The organism is Bradyrhizobium sp. USDA 376 (genome assembly GCF_054063675.1).
In genome coordinates, this window is sequence record NZ_JBSSGN010000001.1 from 948,842 (window position 1) to 966,801 (window position 17,960).

At 64.5% G+C, this 17,960-nt stretch carries 17 protein-coding genes; 10 read left to right on the forward strand and 7 right to left on the reverse strand.

Annotated features, from left to right (window positions below):
* Positions 1-60 precede the first annotated feature (60 nt).
* The 4 genes from ACVJ19_RS04345 (at position 61) to ACVJ19_RS04360 (ending at position 2,953) form a co-directional block, all read left to right on the forward strand.
* Positions 61-1,179, forward strand: coding sequence for an AraC family transcriptional regulator ligand-binding domain-containing protein (locus ACVJ19_RS04345; protein ID WP_453948179.1), 1,119 nt, complete (start codon positions 61-63; stop codon positions 1,177-1,179).
* Between the two features lie 9 nt (positions 1,180-1,188).
* Positions 1,189-2,211 (forward strand): LLM class flavin-dependent oxidoreductase, encoded by a 1,023-nt coding sequence (locus ACVJ19_RS04350; protein ID WP_453948180.1) that lies wholly within the window; start codon positions 1,189-1,191, stop codon positions 2,209-2,211.
* Between the two features lie 89 nt (positions 2,212-2,300).
* A complete protein-coding gene (locus tag ACVJ19_RS04355; RefSeq protein ID WP_453955071.1) occupies positions 2,301-2,606 on the forward strand; it encodes a type II toxin-antitoxin system RelE/ParE family toxin in 306 nt (101 codons plus the stop codon).
* Positions 2,607-2,671: 65 nt separating this feature from the next.
* The gene (locus ACVJ19_RS04360) at positions 2,672-2,953 is read left to right on the forward strand and encodes a helix-turn-helix domain-containing protein (protein ID WP_271505497.1); all 282 of its coding nucleotides are present in this window, start codon (positions 2,672-2,674) and stop codon (positions 2,951-2,953) included.
* Positions 2,954-3,031: 78 nt separating this feature from the next.
* Here ACVJ19_RS04360 and ACVJ19_RS04365 read toward each other — a convergent pair whose 3' ends face one another.
* Positions 3,032-3,544: a hypothetical protein gene (locus ACVJ19_RS04365; protein WP_453948181.1), complete on the reverse strand. Its 513-nt coding sequence runs from the start codon at positions 3,542-3,544 to the stop codon at positions 3,032-3,034.
* Between the two features lie 241 nt (positions 3,545-3,785).
* Between ACVJ19_RS04365 and ACVJ19_RS04370 the strand changes: the two genes are divergently transcribed.
* Entirely contained in the window at positions 3,786-4,229 is a 444-nt protein-coding gene (locus tag ACVJ19_RS04370) for a DUF2846 domain-containing protein (RefSeq protein ID WP_453948182.1), read from the forward strand.
* Positions 4,230-4,535: 306 nt separating this feature from the next.
* Here ACVJ19_RS04370 and ACVJ19_RS04375 read toward each other — a convergent pair whose 3' ends face one another.
* Both ACVJ19_RS04375 and ACVJ19_RS04380 read right to left on the reverse strand, forming a co-directional pair.
* The gene (locus ACVJ19_RS04375; protein ID WP_453948183.1) at positions 4,536-5,579 is read right to left on the reverse strand and encodes a zinc-binding dehydrogenase; all 1,044 of its coding nucleotides are present in this window, start codon (positions 5,577-5,579) and stop codon (positions 4,536-4,538) included.
* Between the two features lie 13 nt (positions 5,580-5,592).
* On the reverse strand, positions 5,593-6,258 hold the full coding sequence (locus ACVJ19_RS04380) for a class I SAM-dependent methyltransferase (RefSeq protein ID WP_453948184.1): 666 nt from the start codon (positions 6,256-6,258) through the stop codon (positions 5,593-5,595).
* 310 nt (positions 6,259-6,568) lie between these two features.
* Between ACVJ19_RS04380 and ACVJ19_RS04385 the strand changes: the two genes are divergently transcribed.
* Both ACVJ19_RS04385 and ACVJ19_RS04390 read left to right on the forward strand, forming a co-directional pair.
* Entirely contained in the window at positions 6,569-7,360 is a 792-nt protein-coding gene (locus ACVJ19_RS04385; protein ID WP_453948185.1) for a phytanoyl-CoA dioxygenase family protein, read from the forward strand.
* A gap of 218 nt (positions 7,361-7,578) precedes the next feature.
* The gene (locus ACVJ19_RS04390) at positions 7,579-8,823 is read left to right on the forward strand and encodes a WD40 repeat domain-containing protein (RefSeq protein ID WP_453948186.1); all 1,245 of its coding nucleotides are present in this window, start codon (positions 7,579-7,581) and stop codon (positions 8,821-8,823) included.
* A 59-nt stretch (positions 8,824-8,882) separates the two neighbouring features.
* On the opposite strand, the gene ACVJ19_RS04395 is transcribed toward ACVJ19_RS04390, so the two are convergent.
* Genes ACVJ19_RS04395 through ACVJ19_RS04405 form a run of 3 tightly spaced genes read right to left on the reverse strand, consistent with a single transcriptional unit; the run spans position 8,883 to position 12,822 of the window.
* Complete coding sequence (locus ACVJ19_RS04395; RefSeq protein WP_453948187.1) at positions 8,883-9,917, reverse strand: tripartite tricarboxylate transporter substrate binding protein; 1,035 nt, start codon at positions 9,915-9,917, stop codon at positions 8,883-8,885.
* Between the two features lie 22 nt (positions 9,918-9,939).
* On the reverse strand, positions 9,940-12,027 hold the full coding sequence (locus ACVJ19_RS04400; protein ID WP_453948188.1) for an acetate--CoA ligase family protein: 2,088 nt from the start codon (positions 12,025-12,027) through the stop codon (positions 9,940-9,942).
* A gap of 3 nt (positions 12,028-12,030) precedes the next feature.
* Positions 12,031-12,822 carry an enoyl-CoA hydratase/isomerase family protein gene (locus ACVJ19_RS04405; RefSeq protein WP_453948189.1) on the reverse strand — a complete coding sequence of 264 codons (792 nt, stop codon included), beginning with the start codon at positions 12,820-12,822 and terminating at the stop codon, positions 12,031-12,033.
* A gap of 198 nt (positions 12,823-13,020) precedes the next feature.
* Between ACVJ19_RS04405 and ACVJ19_RS04410 the strand changes: the two genes are divergently transcribed.
* Positions 13,021-13,797 (forward strand): IclR family transcriptional regulator, encoded by a 777-nt coding sequence (locus ACVJ19_RS04410; protein WP_453948190.1) that lies wholly within the window; start codon positions 13,021-13,023, stop codon positions 13,795-13,797.
* A 74-nt stretch (positions 13,798-13,871) separates the two neighbouring features.
* Positions 13,872-14,225 carry a hypothetical protein gene (locus ACVJ19_RS04415; RefSeq protein WP_453948191.1) on the forward strand — a complete coding sequence of 118 codons (354 nt, stop codon included), beginning with the start codon at positions 13,872-13,874 and terminating at the stop codon, positions 14,223-14,225.
* 48 nt (positions 14,226-14,273) lie between these two features.
* Here the strand turns inward: ACVJ19_RS04415 and ACVJ19_RS04420 are convergent, their stop codons facing one another.
* Complete coding sequence (locus tag ACVJ19_RS04420; RefSeq protein ID WP_453948192.1) at positions 14,274-15,176, reverse strand: hypothetical protein; 903 nt, start codon at positions 15,174-15,176, stop codon at positions 14,274-14,276.
* Positions 15,177-15,565: 389 nt separating this feature from the next.
* Between ACVJ19_RS04420 and ACVJ19_RS04425 the strand changes: the two genes are divergently transcribed.
* Positions 15,566-17,863: an MHYT domain-containing protein gene (locus tag ACVJ19_RS04425; RefSeq protein ID WP_453948193.1), complete on the forward strand. Its 2,298-nt coding sequence runs from the start codon at positions 15,566-15,568 to the stop codon at positions 17,861-17,863.
* Positions 17,864-17,960 lie beyond the last annotated feature (97 nt).

Here is a 17,960-nt window from a genome sequence, read left to right on the forward strand (position 1 = left end):
CATCACGATCGGCGAGCCCGAAGAACGAGGCCCGCAGCGGCAACGACGAAAGGGTTCGGTGTGCCGGCTGCCCATTCGCCCCATTTTGAAACAATGCCCAGTGCGACCGGCGGAATCGCCCGCCTGGTATGGGCACGCCTGCAGGACGCCTGCATCGAGGCGGACAGTCTGTTGTCCAGGGCTGGCTTGACTCTCAAGCAGATCGAGGATCGCAAGGCGCGCCTGAGCGCCGAGAGCCAGATCAGGTTTCTGGAACTTGGGGCCGAGGCGTTGCAGGACGACAGCCTCGGCTTCCACCTGGCACGGGACTTCGACCTTCGTGAAATTGGCTTGCTCTATTACGTGGCCGCATCCTCCGGGACGATTGCGGAAGCCTTCGCAAAGGCCGAGCGCTATTGCCGTCTCGCCAACGAGGGGATTGCGCTGCGATTCGCCGCGAAAGAGATGACGATCACGCTGAAATATGTCGGTGTGGAACGGCGCTCGGATCGGCACCAGATCGAATTCTGGCTGACCTCAATCATTCGCATGAACCGCGTCCTGACCAATCGCCGCCTGATCCCGAGCCGGCTCAAAATGGTGCATCGCCGTCGAACGACGCCCACCGAGGTCAGGTCGTTCCTGGGGTGCGAGATCGAGTTCGGGTCCGATGTCGACGAGATCGCTTTCCCGGTATCCGTGGGGCCGATGCGGATCGAAACTGCTGACCACTATCTGAACGATCTGCTGGTGACGTATTGCGAGCAGGCACTCGCACACCGGAAATCCGGCGGCGTCTCGCTCAGATCGAGCGTCGAGAATGCAATCGCCCCATTGCTCCCGCATCGTGAGGCACGGGTCGAAGAGATCGCCCGCCGCCTGGGCATGAGCCATCGCACGCTGGTGCGGCGCCTCGCTCTGGAGGGATTGACCTTCAGCGGCATCCTCGACGAGATGAAGATCGACCTCGCCAAGAGCTATCTGAAGAACGATCAACTGCCTATTTCGCAAACCGCCTGGCTGCTCGGCTACGGAGAAGTCAGCGCATTCACCCACGCCTTCAAGCGCTGGACCGGAATGACGCCAAGGCAATGGCGCGCCCTGGACACCCCCGAACGGGACCACGACGCAGGCGACGGGCCAGCTCGTGAGCAGGTTTCCTCCGAGAGGCCCATCGCAAATCGCCGCGACCATCCCTAAATTGCCTCCATGAAGAAAATCGGATTCCTCTCCTTCGGGCACTGGACGCCCTCGCCGCAATCGCAGACCCGCTCTGCTAGCGACACGCTGCTGCAATCGATCGAGCTTGCCGTTGCGGCGGAACAGCTCGGCGCGGACGGTGCGTATTTCCGCGTGCACCACTTCGCGCGGCAGCTGGCCTCGCCCTTTCCGCTGCTTGCGGCCGTCGGTGCGAGGACCAGCAGGATCGAGATCGGCACCGCCGTGATCGACATGCGCTACGAGAACCCGCTCTACATGGTGGAGGACGCAGGCAGTGCCGACCTCATCGCCGGCGGACGGCTGCAGCTCGGCATCAGCCGCGGCTCGCCCGAGCAGGTGATCGACGGCTGGCGCTATTTCGGCTACCGGCCGGCCGAGGGCCAGAGTGATGCCGACATGGGCCGGCGCCATGCCGAGGTCTTCCTCGACCTCTTGCGCGGCGACGGTTTTGCCGAGCCCAATCCGCAGCCGATGTTTCCCAATCCGCCGGGGCTGTTGCGCATCGAGCCGCATTCGCAAGGCCTGCGCGAACGGATCTGGTGGGGCGCCGGCTCGAACGCCACCGCGGTGTGGGCGGCGAAGCTCGGCATGAACCTGCAAAGCTCGACATTGAAGAACGACGAGACCGGCGAAGCCTTTCACGTGCAGCAGGCGGCACAAATTCGTAGCTATCGTGCCGCCTGGAAGGAAGCCGGCCACAGCCGCGAGCCGCGCGTGTCCGTCAGCCGCAGCATCTTCGCACTGATGGACGATCGGGATCGCGCCTATTTCGGCGGCGAGCGCGGAGGCGAAGACCAGATCGGCTTCATCGACCCGCGCACGCGTGCGATCTTCGGCCGGAGTTATGCGGCCGAGCCCGATGTGCTGGTCGAGCAACTGCGGCAGGACGAGGCCATTGCAGAGGCGGATACGTTGCTGCTGACCATTCCGAACCAGTTGGGCGTAGCCTATTGCGCGCATGCGATCGAGGCGATCCTGAAGCACGTCGCGCCGGCGCTGGGGTGGCGGTGATTCGCGAGGCGAAACACGTCCATGCCCTCTCGTCTCTTGCATATATCTCAAAATTGAGATAGCATGGGACCGAGCCCTGGCGATTTGAGATCCTCAACGAAACCGTTGTCGCGGAGGTCGCCGCCCTTCCGGCCGACATGCAGGCGCGTTTGCTGCGGCTTGCGGAACGCATCACATCGGCTGGGCTGGAAAGCCTGGGCGAACCGCACGTCAAGCACCTTGAAGGGAAGCTGTGGGAATTGCGGCTGACGGGGCGCGACGGAATTGGCCGCGCCCTCTACGTCACCGCAATCGGCCGAAGAGTCATCGTCGTGCGCGCATTCATAAAGAAGACGCAAAAGACCCCGCGTGCCGAGATCGAGCTGGCGTTACGGAGAGCCAATGAGATCACATGACGATCCCGTTCGAACAACCGGTTGATCCGTCATGCGCGATTGTGCGCAATTGAAAAGGACGTCACATGACAATCCCGTTCGAGAAGCTCAAGGCTCGCCTTTTGGCCAACCCAAAGGTCAAGGCCGAGTATGACGCGCTCGCCCCGGAATTCGAGATCGCCGCCGAGCTGCTGAGGGCTCGCGTCCGCGCTGGCCTCTCGCAGTCCGAACTGGCCGCCCGCATGGGCACAAGTCAGTCCACGATCGCCAGGCTCGAGAGCGGACAAACGCTGCCGAGTACGAAGACACTGTTGCGCTATGCCGAAGCAACCGGCAGCAAGTTCCGCGTGCGCCTATCGGCGGCCTGATCTGGTGTTCTGCGCACGGTCGGCATGACATCACACAGCCGTCGCCGCCGATACTTCGCGACACCCTTACCGGCCTAGCTAGCTTCCTCGATAAGTGATGCCATGGCGGCAATGGTAGCGACCGCCCGGATCTGCGCTTCGCAGCTGGTTGATACGCTCCCACGTGCTCCCCCATGTCCCCTCACGACTCAGCGGGACAAGCGTTCGATCAGGCTCCTCCTTCATAATCCGCCAGATGGGGAGTTCAGTCGCCGCCCGGGATTCGAAGTAGGCGTCGAGGAAAGAAGGAAACCATCCGGAGTCCATGCCCATGGGCATGTCGCCAGGGGCGTCGCCGGAACTGATGAGCCCCCAAGGGCACTTCGGCCCAAAGCCGAATTCGCAAAAAGCAATCGCACTGAAGGAATGAGCCGGATCGTCAAGGACGATCCAACACGGATACTGTTGGCCATGCACGCCATAGCCCCAGTTGCGGAGCACGGCACATGGCACGACGAGCATTTTCATCACATGAGCGACGACCCGGGCGTCGGACAGTGTCGTCAGTTCGTCCTCGATCAAGGCTCCCAGGAAGTGCGCATCAACTGCCATGTAGCTACAATATCAGTTAGCCCGTTGCGGCCAAGCCCACCCTTCCGAACCGGCTCCGACGTTGATCGCCCGGCGCTCGCCGCGACGTGAGCGCAAGCGAACTGTCCGATATGCTTCGAATGGTGGCGGCGTGAGCTGCCGCCATTCGACCTGAAGTCGCGATTGACTTCGCCCACCACCCCGGCCAATGATGCCCCCGGGGAAGTTGGAATTTGGGGCGACAATGCGTTTGTGTGTGGGGATGTTCGTCGTGGCCACGCTGCTTGCGGGCTGCGCATCGGGGCCGATGGGCAGTGCGGCACTGACTGATAACGTCAAGTCAAACACCGCGCGGCTGGTGGTCTATCGCTCGTCGGCGCTAGGATTTGCGGTCATGCCCAACTATGCGGTCGATGGCCGCGTGATTGGCGGCAGCCAGGCCGCGGGGTTCGTGTCGTGCGATCTGCCGCCGGGCCGCCACGAGGTCGCCGTCAACAATCTGCCGCTGAGCAGCAATCTGTTCGGACAAGGCAGCGAGAAGGTGAGCGTCGACCTGCGCGCCGGCACCACGACCTATCTCTCCGCCCAGCCGCAGATGGGGATCGTGACGCCAGGCGCGATCACGCTGATCCAGGTCACCGAAGGCCAGGGCCGCGCCGACGTCGCCAACCTGCATCAGAGCAGCGGCTCGTGCGGCAAGGCGTGATTCGCATCATTCCGCCGTCACAGCGCGGATGAGACGCCTTGTCCTGAACATCATCCTGCGCCTCGGCCGCTACGCCGTTCTTCCGGTCGTGGCGCTCGCCTGCGTGATTCTGGCCTTTTGGCTGATGGCGCTGAATCGTTACACGGTCGCGACGCTGGCGACGGCGCCGATCGTGTTCTCGATATTCACGGCCGCGGTGGCGGTCGCAATTGGTCTGTTGCTCCACCGCGACTGGTGTTACCGCCGAGCACACCGACGACGCCCTCGTCCTCGTTGCCGACGTTCTGGATCGGACGGCCGCAGTGCTCAGCTGACGTTCAGCAGGATTCGCCCGGATTCGCCGCTGCGCATCAGATCCAGCGCGTCGTCGATGTCATCGAGCGCGAACTCGTGGGTGACGATGCCGCGGTAACTGACCTTGCCGGCCTCGTCGAGGCGAACGAGGCGCGGGATATCGCGCGCCGGCTGGCATTGCCCACCTTCCGAGCCCTTCAGCACCTTCTCGAAATGCAGGGGCAGCGTGTAGATCTCGACCTTCTCGCGGGGAACGCCGACGAGGATGCAGCGGCCTTTCTTCGCGGTGACCTCATAGGCGAGCTCGATCAGTTTCCTGACGCCGGTGGTCTCGACGACCTTGTCGGGCCCCTCGACCCCCGTGATGGCGCGAACCGCGGCGGCGACATCCTTCACCACGTCGGAGTTGATGGTGTGGGTGGCGCCGAACTGCCTCGCCATCTCCAGCTTGTTGTCGAGGCGGTCGATCGCAATAACCGGATGAGCGCCGACCATCGCGGCAAATTGCACGATGTTCAGGCCGACGCCGCCGACGCCGAACACGACGACGGCTTCGCCGATGGCGATCTGCGCGTCGTTGTTGACGACGCCGAGTGCGGTCGTCACCGCGCAGCCGAGCAGCGGCGCGCTGGTGCGGTCGATCGAGGCGGGAACCGGCGTGACGCGGTTTTCCGACACCACGGCATATTCGTTGAAGGTGGTGACCCAGCCCGCGTTGAGCCGCTTGCCGCGCCAGGAATAGACCGGCGTGTTGGACTGGATGCCCTTGCCCGGCCGCCAGTGCATGACGACGGTGTCGCCCTCTTTGCAGGAGACGACGCCGGGCCCGGTTTCGACGATGGTCGCGAGCGCTTCGTGCCCGAGCAGGTGCGGCAGGAACTTGTCGACGCCCTTGACGGCGTCGATCTCGTTGATCTGTGCGCCGCAGATGCTCGAGGTGTGCACATGCGCAAGCACCTGGCCGTGCTCGAGCCTATCCGGCAGGGTGAACTCGTCGACGATCAGCGGCTTGCCCGATTCGACGAGAATCGCAGCCTTGGCGGTCTTGATATCCATCAGGCGCGCCCGGTCACTCGAAACAGATGAATTCGTAATCGCCGGTGTAGCCGAGCTTTTCGTACAGCCAGATCCATTCCGAGGTGTGCAGGATGGACTCCGCCGTCAGCGCCCAGCATTCGAGGTTGTGCAGCTCGGCGACGTTCCGGTAGCCCTCGACCATGATGTATTTGTTCTTGCCGACCCGCTCGATTTCCTTCAGCGCCGCGTCGAGCTCATAGAGCCTGAGATTGTGCAGGGTGCCGAGCGAGATGACGAGGTCGAAACTGTCGTCACCATAGGGATAGACGTCCTGGGCGCGATAGTTGAACAGATACGGCCGCACCTGCTCGTGCGAATGTGCAAGACCATGCTTTGAGATATCGAAGCCCGTGACCTTCAGGCCCGGCACGATCTTCTGCATCTCGTACAGCAGAAACCCCTTGCCGCAGCCGACGTCGAGCACGCTCGACCCGTCCTTCAGGCCATATGTCTCGATCAGCGCTTTGGCGACCGGCGCCCAGCGTCCCTCGATGAAGCGGTAGCCGCCATAGCCGAAGCGGCGGTCGCCATCCCAGTAATCGGCCTCATATTCCCGCGCCTTCAACGAGCAGCCGATCTTGTCGTCGTTCATGCGGCCCATGTAGTCGCGCTTGGTCGCAGTATGCAGTGGCGTCACAATATTCAGCAGTCGTCCCATTGAGCCCTCGGATTCCATCACGCGCTGAGAATGTCTCGACTAGCCTTGAGGAGCCTCGCGTCGTGAACGATTCATCTTAGCATTTCTGGTCGAGATCATCATTGCTTCAGATCAATGACGTGGAGATCGTGCGAGGGCGCCGTATGTCGAGCACATCTTGATTCCACCGTCCGCCCCGGTATACGTTCGCACCATGATGTTCATGTCCACATTCTTCCCGCTGATCTGAACGGCAGAAAGTCGTTCCGGCGCGTCCGCGCCGATCAGATCAAACGGCTCCGCGACGCGGCACCCGAACGGAGAATGTGCAATGCCCAAGACCGAACAGGTTGGCCTGTCGCCTCGTCAGGTCCAGAACTTCATCGACGACGGTTTCGTCAAGATCGAGAATGCCTTCAGCACCCGGCTGGCAAAGCGATGCAGGGACGAGCTGTGGGCGGATATTGGTCTGTCGCCAGACGAACCCGAACACTGGAACGAGCCCGTTGTTCGGGTGGCGTCCAAGGCTTCGCCCCCATTCATTGAAGCCGCGAACGCACCGCCCCTGCACAGGGCCTATGATCAACTCGTCGGCGAAGGGCGCTGGCTTGCGCCCAGGGGCCTCGGAACCTTTCCGATCCGCTTCCCCTCATCGGAATCCCCTGGTGACGATGGCTGGCATGTGGACGTGAGCTTTGGCACCGCCAATCCGGATTTCATGGAGTGGCGTGCCAATGTGAAGAGCAGCGGACGCGCATTGCTGATGCTCTTCCTGTTCTCGGATGTCGGCCCGGATGATGCACCCACGAGGATCCGGAAAGGCTCACATGCGACCATCGCGCGGGAGCTGCTGCCCTATGGCGACGCAGGCGCATCACTCCGGCAACTCTCTGCCGAGGACTACGCCTCGACGAGGAATTGCGAGATTGAACCGGCGACTGGCGCGGCAGGCAGCGTCTATCTGTGCCATCCGTTCCTTGTTCATGCCGCACAACCCCACCGAGGGAAACGGCCGCGCTTCATGGCACAGCCTCCGCTGCTGCCGAAGGGTGAGTTTGATCCGGCGCTACCACCTTCGCCGGTTCAAATCGCCATCCGGCAGGCTTGTGGGCTGGCGTTCTAGTCGGACGACATCCGGGGCCGCTCGGCGGTCCCGGCCATATTGTCTCGCCACGACGCGAATATGTCATGCGCGACATGCGCTGTTCGATCCCATGCTTCGTTCGCTCTCGCAGACCCACTCCGACGAACCGGGGCGATGCTACGTCCCGCTGGCCGAGAGGTCGCCAATGAACTAGCATTTCGCCGGGGACCAATCGTGAGCTCCGATGGAGATTTCGGATGCGCCTTCCCGCTCCTGTGCTGGCCATCGCTCTCGTGTCGGCCATCATCGGCAATCCTGTCGGCGCGCAATGGCTTCAAGGCGCGGACGAGGCCGCCAGGCTTGCCTTGCGTCCCGTCTGCGCCGATCCGAAGGATCGCGAAAAGCTCATCGCGAAGATGAAGGAGCAGGGCGGCGAATACCAGGAGCGGTCTGCCAAATGGGATATCGACATCACCTGCGAGCAGATCGAGCTGCCGACGAAGCCTGTGTTCGACACGGCTGATCCCTCCGACGCGGCAACGCACCGCGACGGGATCAACGACGCGCGCTGGAGCGCGGACGGCAAATTCATCGTCACGGCAAGTGCCGACAAGACGGTACGCATCTGGGAGTTTGCCACCGGCAAGACGGTGAAGCGCATCGACGTCGCCGCGTTGCCGGCAAGCAAGCCGGCCATCTACCAGGGCGTGCCGCGCGCCGCGCGTTTCCTCGACGACCGTTCGATCGTCGTCGCGGCGGACGGTCATCCGATCCGTATCTTCGATGTCGCGACCGGCGGGACAATCGCGGACATTCCCTTCCGGCCCGACCCTCGGGAGGAGGTGCCGCCGCCCATGGTCACGTCGAGCAAGGGACTCGTGATCCTCGGGGGACAGGGCAGCGACATCGTCGCCCATGATGTGAAGGCGAAATCCGAGCGCTACCGCGTGCCGGGCACCCGGGAAGGCTACCCTCACTTCGCCATCTCGGATGATGCCGGGCTGCTCGCGATCGCTCTGCCGGGGCGGCCCGGCCACATTCGTGTGCAGGTTCTTGAGCTCGAGACCGGCAAGCCGGTATGGTCGTTCGACGCAAGAACGGCGACCGACCATGACAGCCAGCCGGGCTCGATCGCGTTGTCGCGCGACGGACGGCTGCTTGCCGTCGACGTCGACGCGCTGATCCTCGTCTACGACGTCGCGAACAAGAAGCCGGTTACGCGCATCCCGGCGCACCCCTATTTTGCGGGGCGCAACCTGAATTTCACGGCCGACGGCAAGGCGATCATCGGCGGGGTGACGCACGCGATGCTGACCGACATCGCGACGGGCAAGCGCATCCGCCAGTTCGGGCCCTTCAGCGACAACTTTCATGCCGCCGACGTGAGCCCGGACGGCAAATATCTCGTGACCGGCCACCTCGGCTCGGACGGCCGCATCTGGGAGATCGACACCGGAAGCTTCTACCGCCGGCTCGGCAAGGACGTGAGCCCGCCCCGCTAGGGCCGCGTCCTGGAGACGCAAGACAGACGGGCTTCCACACGACAATATCCTGATGCCTGCTATTGCACCTCGATGTTCGCGTCCTTGACCAGCTTGCGCCAGCGTTCCTCCTCCTGCCGGACATAGCGATCGAGCTCTTCCGGAGCGCTGCCGACCATGATGAGGCCTTCGTTGGCCTCAAGCTGCTTGAAGGCACCGGACTTAACGGCCTTTGCGACCGCCTGACTCAGGCGCGCAATCACCGGAGCAGGGGTTTTGGCCGGAGCGTACAATCCGTACCAGGACTCGGCGGCGTAGCCGGGCACCCCGGCCTCGGCGACGGTGGGCAATTGCGGGAACGCGGCCGAGCGCTCGGCGGATGTCACAGCCAGCGCCCGGAGCTGACCCGCAGCCACCAGCGAGGCTGCGCTTGCCACGGTGGTGAACATCACGTCGATCTGCCCGCCGAGGAGATCGCTGATCGCAGGCGCCGCGCCCTTGTAGGGCACCGCCGTCATCTTGACCTTCGCCATGGAATTGAACAGCTCGCCGGCGAGATGAGCCGAGGTGCCGGTGCCGAACGTCCCGAAATTGAGCTTGCCCGGATTGGCTTTGGCCTCGGCGATCAGATCGGCGATCGAGTTGATCTTCGAGGCCGGGTTGACGACGACGATGTTGAAGGAGCGCGCGATCAGCGAGACCGCCGCAAAATCCTTGTGCGGATCGAACGGCAGCTTGTTGTACAGGCTCGGGTTGACCGCGTGCGCGAAGGTCGCCATCAGCAGCGAATAGCCGTCAGGGTCGCTGGTGGCCACCGTCTGGGTTCCGATGATGGTCCCGGCGCCCGGCTTGTTCTCGATGATGACGGATTTGCCGAGGTCCGCCTGGATGTCCTGCGCTGTCGTCCGCGCGATGATGTCGGTCCCGCCACCGGCCGCGAAGGGCACCACGATCCTGATGATCTTTTCGGGATATTCGGCCCGTGCCGGCACCACTCCAAGCCCCGCGACGACCGGCAAGACGGCGCAGCCGAGGATGGCGAGGTTCAGCCGGCGCCGCACGGCAAAACCCTTCCCGCGCGCGCCGTCGTGATTGATGATTTCGCCAATGGCCATCTGGAGCTCCATCCGATTTTGTTCAGACATTGAGAACGACCAATCCGTCGGCCGCCTTCACGCCCTGACCCGCCGGCAGCACGAAGACCGGATTGATCTCGGCCTCGACGAGGCGGTCGCCGAGCTGCGCAACCATCTGCGAAAAAGCGACGATCGTTGCGGCAAGGGCTTCGACATCGCATTTCGGCCGGCCTCGAAAACCGTCCAGCAGCGGCCATGTGACGAGATCGCGCGCCATCGCGCGAGCCTCGGCCAGGCCGAGGCCGCCTTCCGGCGGAAGCAGACGCATCGTCGTGTCCTTGAACAGCTCGGCGGCGACGCCGCCCATTCCGAGGAGGATTGCTGTCCCCAGAGGGTCACGATGCATGCCGAGAATGATTTCAACGCAGCCTGAGATCATCTCCTGGACCAGAAACCGTTCGGGTCGCTTCCCGGCCCTGAGCGCGACCTCGTCAGCCATCGCTTTCAGACGGCCGGCAATCGTTTCGGTCGTCAGGTTGACCGCGACGCCGCCGACGTCGCTCTTGTGCGCGATCTCGCGCGAGAGAATCTTGAGCACGACGCGGCCGCCGAAGTCGCGCGCCGCCCGTTCCGCTTCGCTCGCCGCTGCGACCACCTTCTCTGCAGCGATGGGAATACCAAAGCGGGCGAACAACGCCTTGGCCTGTGCTTCATCCAGCGGCCCCGCCGGCAAGTCGCTGATGTCGACCGTCGCCTCGATCGAACCGGATGTCTGGACCTGCTCCGGCAATCCGGCCTGCAAGAGCCCGTCGAGTGCATTGGCACAGCTCTCGGCGGACGTGTAGGCCGGGACGCCTCGCCGGGTTAGGACGGAGACCACGTCGGGCGCGTAGGGACTCACATAGGCAATGACGGGCTTGTCGCTGAGCGGCAGGCAGTCGTGGATGGCATCGGCCATCAGGGCCGGCGATCCCACGGCTGACGAGCCGGCAATGACGGCCAGCGCATCGTAGGAGGGACTGGCGAGCAGGATGCGGATTGCGGCGCGCAGCAGATCCGGCTGCAGGCCGGCCAGGGTCACGTCGATCGGATTGCGATCGAGCATGGCATGCGATCCCGACTGCAAGGCGCGCAATTGCGCGGCCGTTTCCGCGTCGGGGGCGGGTGTCACGAAGCCTGCGACTCCCAGGCTGTCGGACACGATAGTGCCGGCGCCGCCGGTCGAGGTGAGGATCGCCACGCGCCTGCCGGAAAGCTTCCGTCCCGCCGCAAGGGCTGCGGGAATGTCGAGCAGGTCTTCGAACGTTCTCGCGCGGATCACGCCGAGCTGTCTGAACAGGGCGTCATACATGCGGTCGGAGCCCGCAAGCGCCCCCGTGTGGGAGACGGCCGCCTTTGCACCCGCCTCCGATCGCCCGATCTTGAAGGCGACGACGGGTTTGCCGGCGCGCCGCGCCCTAAGCACCGCCTCCCGGAAGCGAGATGGATTGCGGATCGCCTCGATATAGAGCGCAATGACTTTGGTCGCGCCGTCGTCGGCGAGGAAGTCGATGAAGTCGGCGAGCTCGAGATCGGCTTCGTTGCTGGTCGACACCAGCTTGGACAGCCCTACCCCGCGCGCCGCAGCGCGCGATAAGACGGCGCCGAGAATGCCTCCGCTCTGCGAGACCAGTCCGATCGGTCCTGCCGGGAAGTGATCCATCGCCAGCGCGCCGGATGCCGACAGCACGATATTGTCGGTGAGATTGACGAGGCCGATCGTGTTCGGCCCGAGAAGGCGCATGTATCCGGCGGCTTGCATCAGCTGCTGCTGACGCGCGGCGCCTTCCGCCCCGGTCTCAGCAAAGCCGCTGGCGAGAACGATCGCCGCGGCGGCGCCGCGCTCGGACAATTCGCGCACCGCGACGTGGGCGCGTTCCGCGCCGAGCAGGACAATGCCGACATCAGGTACATCAGGCAGCGACGCGATGTCGGCGTAGCAGGTCAGACCGCCGATTTCTCCGACCTTCGGATTGACGGGATAGATCGCACCCGCAAAGCCATGCTTCTGCAGATAGGACACCGGCCGCCCCGACGTCTTGCTCGGGTCCGCGGATGCGCCGATGACGGCGATGCTGCGCGGCCGGATCAGGCGTTCGATCGCATTCATCGCTCAATCCTTCGACGCGGATTGCGCGAGGAAGGCCGTCACGGCGTCGCGATGCTCCTCGCTGGTGTAGCAGATGGCCTGCGCCTGGCTGCCGAGATTGAAGATGTCGTGCGCGGAATGCTCGAAGGTCTCATTCAGGATCTTCTTGCTCAGCGCCAGCGCGGTGGGCGAGCCCTGAGCCAGTTCGGCCGCCCAGGCCTGCGCGGCCGAGACCAGCTCGGTCGAGGCCACCTTGCGATCGACGATGCCGAGCGCGAGCGCTTCGTCGGCTTCGACGACGCGCCCGGTGAAGATCAGCTCCTTTGCCCTGGGAAGCCCGACCCGGCGCGGCAGGAAATACAGGCCGCCGCCGTCGGGTATCAAACCGCGCTTGATGTAGGACCAGGTGAACTTCGATCGTTCCGTGCCCATGACGAAGTCGCAGGCAAGCGCAGTGTCGGCACCGAGCCCCGCCGCGGCGCCGTTGACGGCGGCGATGGTCGGTTTCGGCAAGCCAAGCAGGAGCGACTGCACGTGATGCACGCCCTGCTGACGGCTCCATCCGTTGAATGCGACTTCGCCCTGCGGCGCCTCGAGCCGCCGCTTCATTCCGCTGATGTCGCCGCCGGCGCAGAAGGCATTGCCGCGCCCGGTCAGCACCAGAGCCTTGATCGCCTTGTCGCGGGACACGGTTTCGAGCGCGCCTGTGAATTCGGAGCGCATCTCGTCGCTCATCGCGTTGCGCCGTTCCGGCCGGTTGAACGCAATCGTCGCGACACCGGCCTCGACGGAAAATTCGATGAGCTGATAGGACATGGCAAGCTCCGTGGTTGGAGTCGATCGATCACCGCGAGGCGATCCGCGCGGGCTCCCGAATGCCGGTTTCAGGCCGTGCCGTTTCCTCGTTGAGCCGTACGCAGCCGGACATTCTTCTTTCTCGTTGCCTATAGCGGCTTGCACCCGCCCAAACATCCCCTTAATTCCACTTAGTGGAAATGCCGGAGGAGGCTGGATGTGGCGCAGGTGCGCAGATATGCGGGCGGGGTCGATGGCAACCGGTCGCTCGAAAGAGGCATCGAAATCCTCCGGGCGTTCCGGCCCGGCGTCGACACGCTGGGCAACGGCGAGATTGCGGAACGAACCGGATTGCCGCGATCGACGGTCAGCCGGCTGACGCGAACGCTGGTCAATTCCGGGATGCTCGACGATGTCCGCACTGAGCGGACCTACCGCCTTGCCGCGTCGGTCATCAGCATCGGCCACGCCATGCGGACGGGATCACCCGTGCTCAACGCGATCGGCCCCATGATGCGGGCGGAATCGGCGAAGCGCCGGCTCAACGTCGGGCTCGCGACCGCGGATCGGACTATGATGGTTTATCTCGAATCGATCCGCTACAGCCCGCGCGCGGCGCTGCGCAACGTGGTCGCCGGGCAGCAAGTGCCGATGGAGCTGACGTCGCTCGGTCGCGCTTACCTCGCCGGCATTGCCGAGACCGAGCGCGAGCGGTTACTGAGACTGTTCAAGCGGCGCAGCACTGCGGCCACCAAGGCGCTGCTTGCGGACGTCAGGCGATCGATCAGCGCCGTCGAACGCGACGGCTATTGCGCCGTGTCGTGGCAGCCCGCCGTTCTCGCCGTCGCAACGCCCATCGTGCTGGAGGGGCTTCCGGTCTACGCACTCAACATGAGCCTGCAGAATGTCGACCGGTCCGATGCGCTGGCGAGCGAGATTGGCGCGTACCTCAACGCCTTCGCGGCCAAATGCAAGGAGGTGCTGGCGGGCAGGTGAACCCGAATGACGCAATGGCCGACGAAGAGGGGCGCTACCCTATCTCCGTGGTGCCTGCTGCTGTCGAGCGAAACATGAGAAAGCGAACGTCCCTGGTGGTTCTCGTTGCGGCCCTGCCGCTGCTGTCCGCGTGCGGACAGCCGGTGCCGGAGGACAAGGCCGCTTATGTCGGCGAATGGCACGCGCCGGCGATGGACGTCGAGCTGACCAGGGAGGGGATCGTCCGCTACAAGCGCGTCACGGACGGCACCGCGATCGGCGAGGTCACGACCACGATCAATGCGCCGCTGCGGCGGTTCGAGGGCGATAATTTCGTCGTCGGAATTCCATTCCTGTCCACGACATTCGAGGTGTCGACGCCGCCTCACCAGGAGGCGGGGACATGGAAGATGGTCGTCGATGGCGTGGAGCTGACCCGCGCCCGGTAGCGAAGCGTGCCTGCCGCGCGCCTGCGCCGGCAATATCACACAGCGCCGTTACAGTTTTCCATAGACTCGCCCGGCGACCGCCTTCAGGCGCTCGACCGAGCCGGACTCGGGATGCGGCTTGACCGGCGCGAACAGGATCGAGGCCTGCCTGCCGTTCTTCCAGACAAAGATGTTGACGGCGTTGCCGTTGCCCTTGGTACAGGAATGCTCGCCGAACGCTTCACTGCCGAGCTCGGGGATCGCCACGTGCTTGCACGGGCCCGTGCGCTTCATCATGCCGATGACGGTGTTGCGCGAGATCTCGATCACCGCGACGGTCATGGTGTTGGCCTCGCGATCGAACATCATGCAGCTGCCCGCTCCGGTCCGCTGCACCGTCAACGTGCTCTTGTCGAGGAAGCCGTCGGCATCGGCGGCCGTGAGCCACTCGCAATTGCCGAACCGCTCGCTGCTCTTGCTCACGCCGGCGATGGCGACGCGCGCGGCTTCGGTGAGCGGTCCGAGCAGCGCATCGTCGGCACGCCGGCCGATCGGATAGACGGTGATCTGCAGAATGTAATCGCCGGACAAGGCGACGACCGAGGCCTCCTGGCGCTCCGCGCCGGCGGCGCTCGTTCCGCCCTGGCCTTCGTCGCCGATCCCCGCGACTACGTTGAGCGGCATGCGCTCGCCGAGCGTCTTGACGAAGGTCGCGTACAATTCCCTGGCGCGGTCCTTGTCGGGATTGCGGAACACGCTCAACATCATCGTGTCGCCGCGCCCGGCCTGGTAGATACAGCCGCGGCCGTCCTGATTTGAAATCAGCGACCATTTGAGCGCCGGCATCGCGCCGGCGAGCTGCTGGGCGCTGATGAACGGGCACGTTTCGGCCGCGCGCACGGGAAGCACCGGAACGGCCGCGATTGCAAGGAACAGAACGAGGCAGGAGAGCAGACGGTCGATAGTACGCATGGGGCAACTTACTATCGCAAATGGTTACTGCCGCAAATGGCGCGCCATTCAGAATAGAAACATGAACTCATATACAATTGAAATTCCTCATCATTTTGTAAGGCACCCAATGGCACGATGGTCGTCGGCACAGATTTTCCGCCCCCAGTGCGACGCCTTGGTCGACAGCTGGCGCGCGGCCGGCCTGCTGCCGGCATGACGGTTGGTTCCCGCGGGCCGGAGCGATGACGCCATGAGAGTGGCGGCACCGCAGGATTGCGTGCACCATGGCAGCCGATTCGAACGTCGTGGATGCCTGCGGCGCCCATCCTGGTGCCGCGGACGATTTCGGTGTCGGGGGAGGACTTCATGCGTAAGCCCGAACGCAACTTCGGCTAGCGTTGGCCGAAATGCATCATCATGCGGCTTCTCACGATCCCGTTCTGGTCGCGTTGTCGATTCTGATCGCGGCCCTTGCCTCCTATACGGCGCTGGACCTGGCGACCCGAATGCGAGCTGCTTCGGGAAGGGCCCGCCGATCCTGGCTGGTCGCCGCTGCGATCGCCATGGGCGGCGGCATCTGGTCGATGCATTTCGTCGGCATGCTGGCCTTCAGCCTGCCTGGAATCGAGATCTCGTACGATCCATTCCTGACGCTGCTCTCGCTTGTCATTCCGATCGTCGTCGCCGCGGCCGCCTTTGCCGTTGTCGGACGGCGCCCGCAGGCGCTGCTCGCATCCGGCTTCGCGATGGGACTTGGCATCTCCGGCATGCACTATACCGGCATGGCCGCGATGCGGATGGCGGCCCTCATCCAATACGATCCCCGATGGGTCGTGCTCTCGATCCTGATCGCGATCAGCGCCTCGATCGTGGCGCTCTGGCTCGCCTTTCGCAACACCAACGCGGTCCAGCGGCTGTTCGCCGGCCTGGTGATGGGCCTTGCGGTCTCCGGCATGCACTACGCCGCGATGGAAGGCGCCATGTTCCTGCGGACGAGCGCCATGGCCCGGCCGGCAGGACATCTCGGCGTCGGTCAGGCGCCGCTCGCGTTCCTGCTCGCCGGCATCACCATCCTGATCCTGAGCATCGGCATCGCGGCTGCCGTCTATGACAGGGCATCGGCGGAGCGCGCCCAACGCGAGGCCGCTGCACTGAGGCGCAGCGAGGAACGTTTCCGGCTGCTTGTCGAAGGTATCGCGGACCACGCGATCTTCATGCTCGATCCGGACGGCCGCGTGGGCAACTGGAATCTCGGCGCGCGCCGGCTGATGGGCTATGGCGACGACATCGTCGGGACGAGCTACACCATTTTTCACACCGAGGAAGATTGCGTGGCCGGGGCGCCCGCGCGCGCGCTCGTTGAAGCCGGGCGGGACGGGAAGTCCGCCATCGAAGGCTGGCGGGTGCGCAAGGACAGCAGCCGCTTCTGGGCGGAGGCAACGATCGTCGCGGTCCGGAACGAAAGCGGCGCGATCGCCGGCTTTGCGAAGATCGTGCGCGACGTCAGCGAACGGAGACGGGCGCAGGAAGCGCTGGATCGCGCGCGCGAAGCCCTCATGATGTCGCAGAAGATGGAGACCATCGGCCAGCTCACCGGCGGCGTGGCCCACGACTTCAACAACCTGCTCGCGGCCGTTCTCGGCAGCCTCGAGCTTCTGAAGAAGCGCCTGCCGACGGACGATCCGAAGATCCTGCGCCTGGTGGAGAACGCGATGCAAGGCGCGGTGCGCGGCGCCTCCCTGACCCAGCGCATGCTCGCTTTCGCGCGCAAGCAGGATCTCAGGCCGGCGGTCGTCGACATCAGCGAGTTGGTGCGCGGCATGGCGTCATTGCTGAAATTCGAGGCCGGAATTCATGTCGAGACGCGGTTCCCGATGCACCTGCCGAAGGTGAAGGTCGACGCGAACCAGCTCGAACTGGCGATCCTCAACCTGGCGGTCAACGCGCGCGACGCGATGCCGGACGGCGGCCAGATCACCATCGCCGCGCGCGAGGAGCCGGGCGAAGCCGGCCTTTCGCGCGGCGGCTATGTCGCGCTCTCGGTGAGCGACACGGGCTGCGGCATGAGCGACGAGATCCTCAAGCACGCCCAGGAGCCGTTCTTCACGACCAAGGGCGTCGGCAAAGGCACCGGGCTCGGCCTGTCGATGGTCCACGGACTTGCCGAGCAGTCCGGCGGCAGGCTCGTCTTGAAGAGCCGTCCCGGAGAGGGCACGACGGCCGACATCTGGCTGCCGATCGCCGCCGAGGAGACCGCGGTGCCGGACCTGCGTACGGCGGCTCCGGCAGCCGCAGCCCGGCCCAGCCGGCAGCTTTCCGTGCTCGTCGTCGACGACGACCTCCTGGTGCTCGAGAACACGGCAGCGATGCTGGAGGATCTCGGGCACATCGTGGTCGAGGCGCGTTCCGGCGACGAGGCACTGGCTTTGCTCCGCCGCACGCGCACCATCGACCTGGTCGTGACCGACTACGCCATGCCCGGCATGACCGGCCTGCAGCTTGCCAGCGCCATCGCTGCGGAGCGCCCGGAGACGATCATCCTCCTCAGCACGGGATACGCGGACCTCCCGAGCGACACGCGATCCAGCCTGCCGCGCCTGGCAAAGCCGTTCGACCAGGCCGCACTTGCCAAGGCCATCGAGGCGGCGATGGGCGAGGAAGAGCCGGCCGGATCCGTCGTCGCGTTCCGGCCGAAGAGCGCATGATTGCCTGATGATGAATGGCGCGCCATTCAGAAAACCACGAACTCCTACACAATTGAAACTCCTTGTGATTTTGCAAGCGCTCACGGCGCAGCGATGC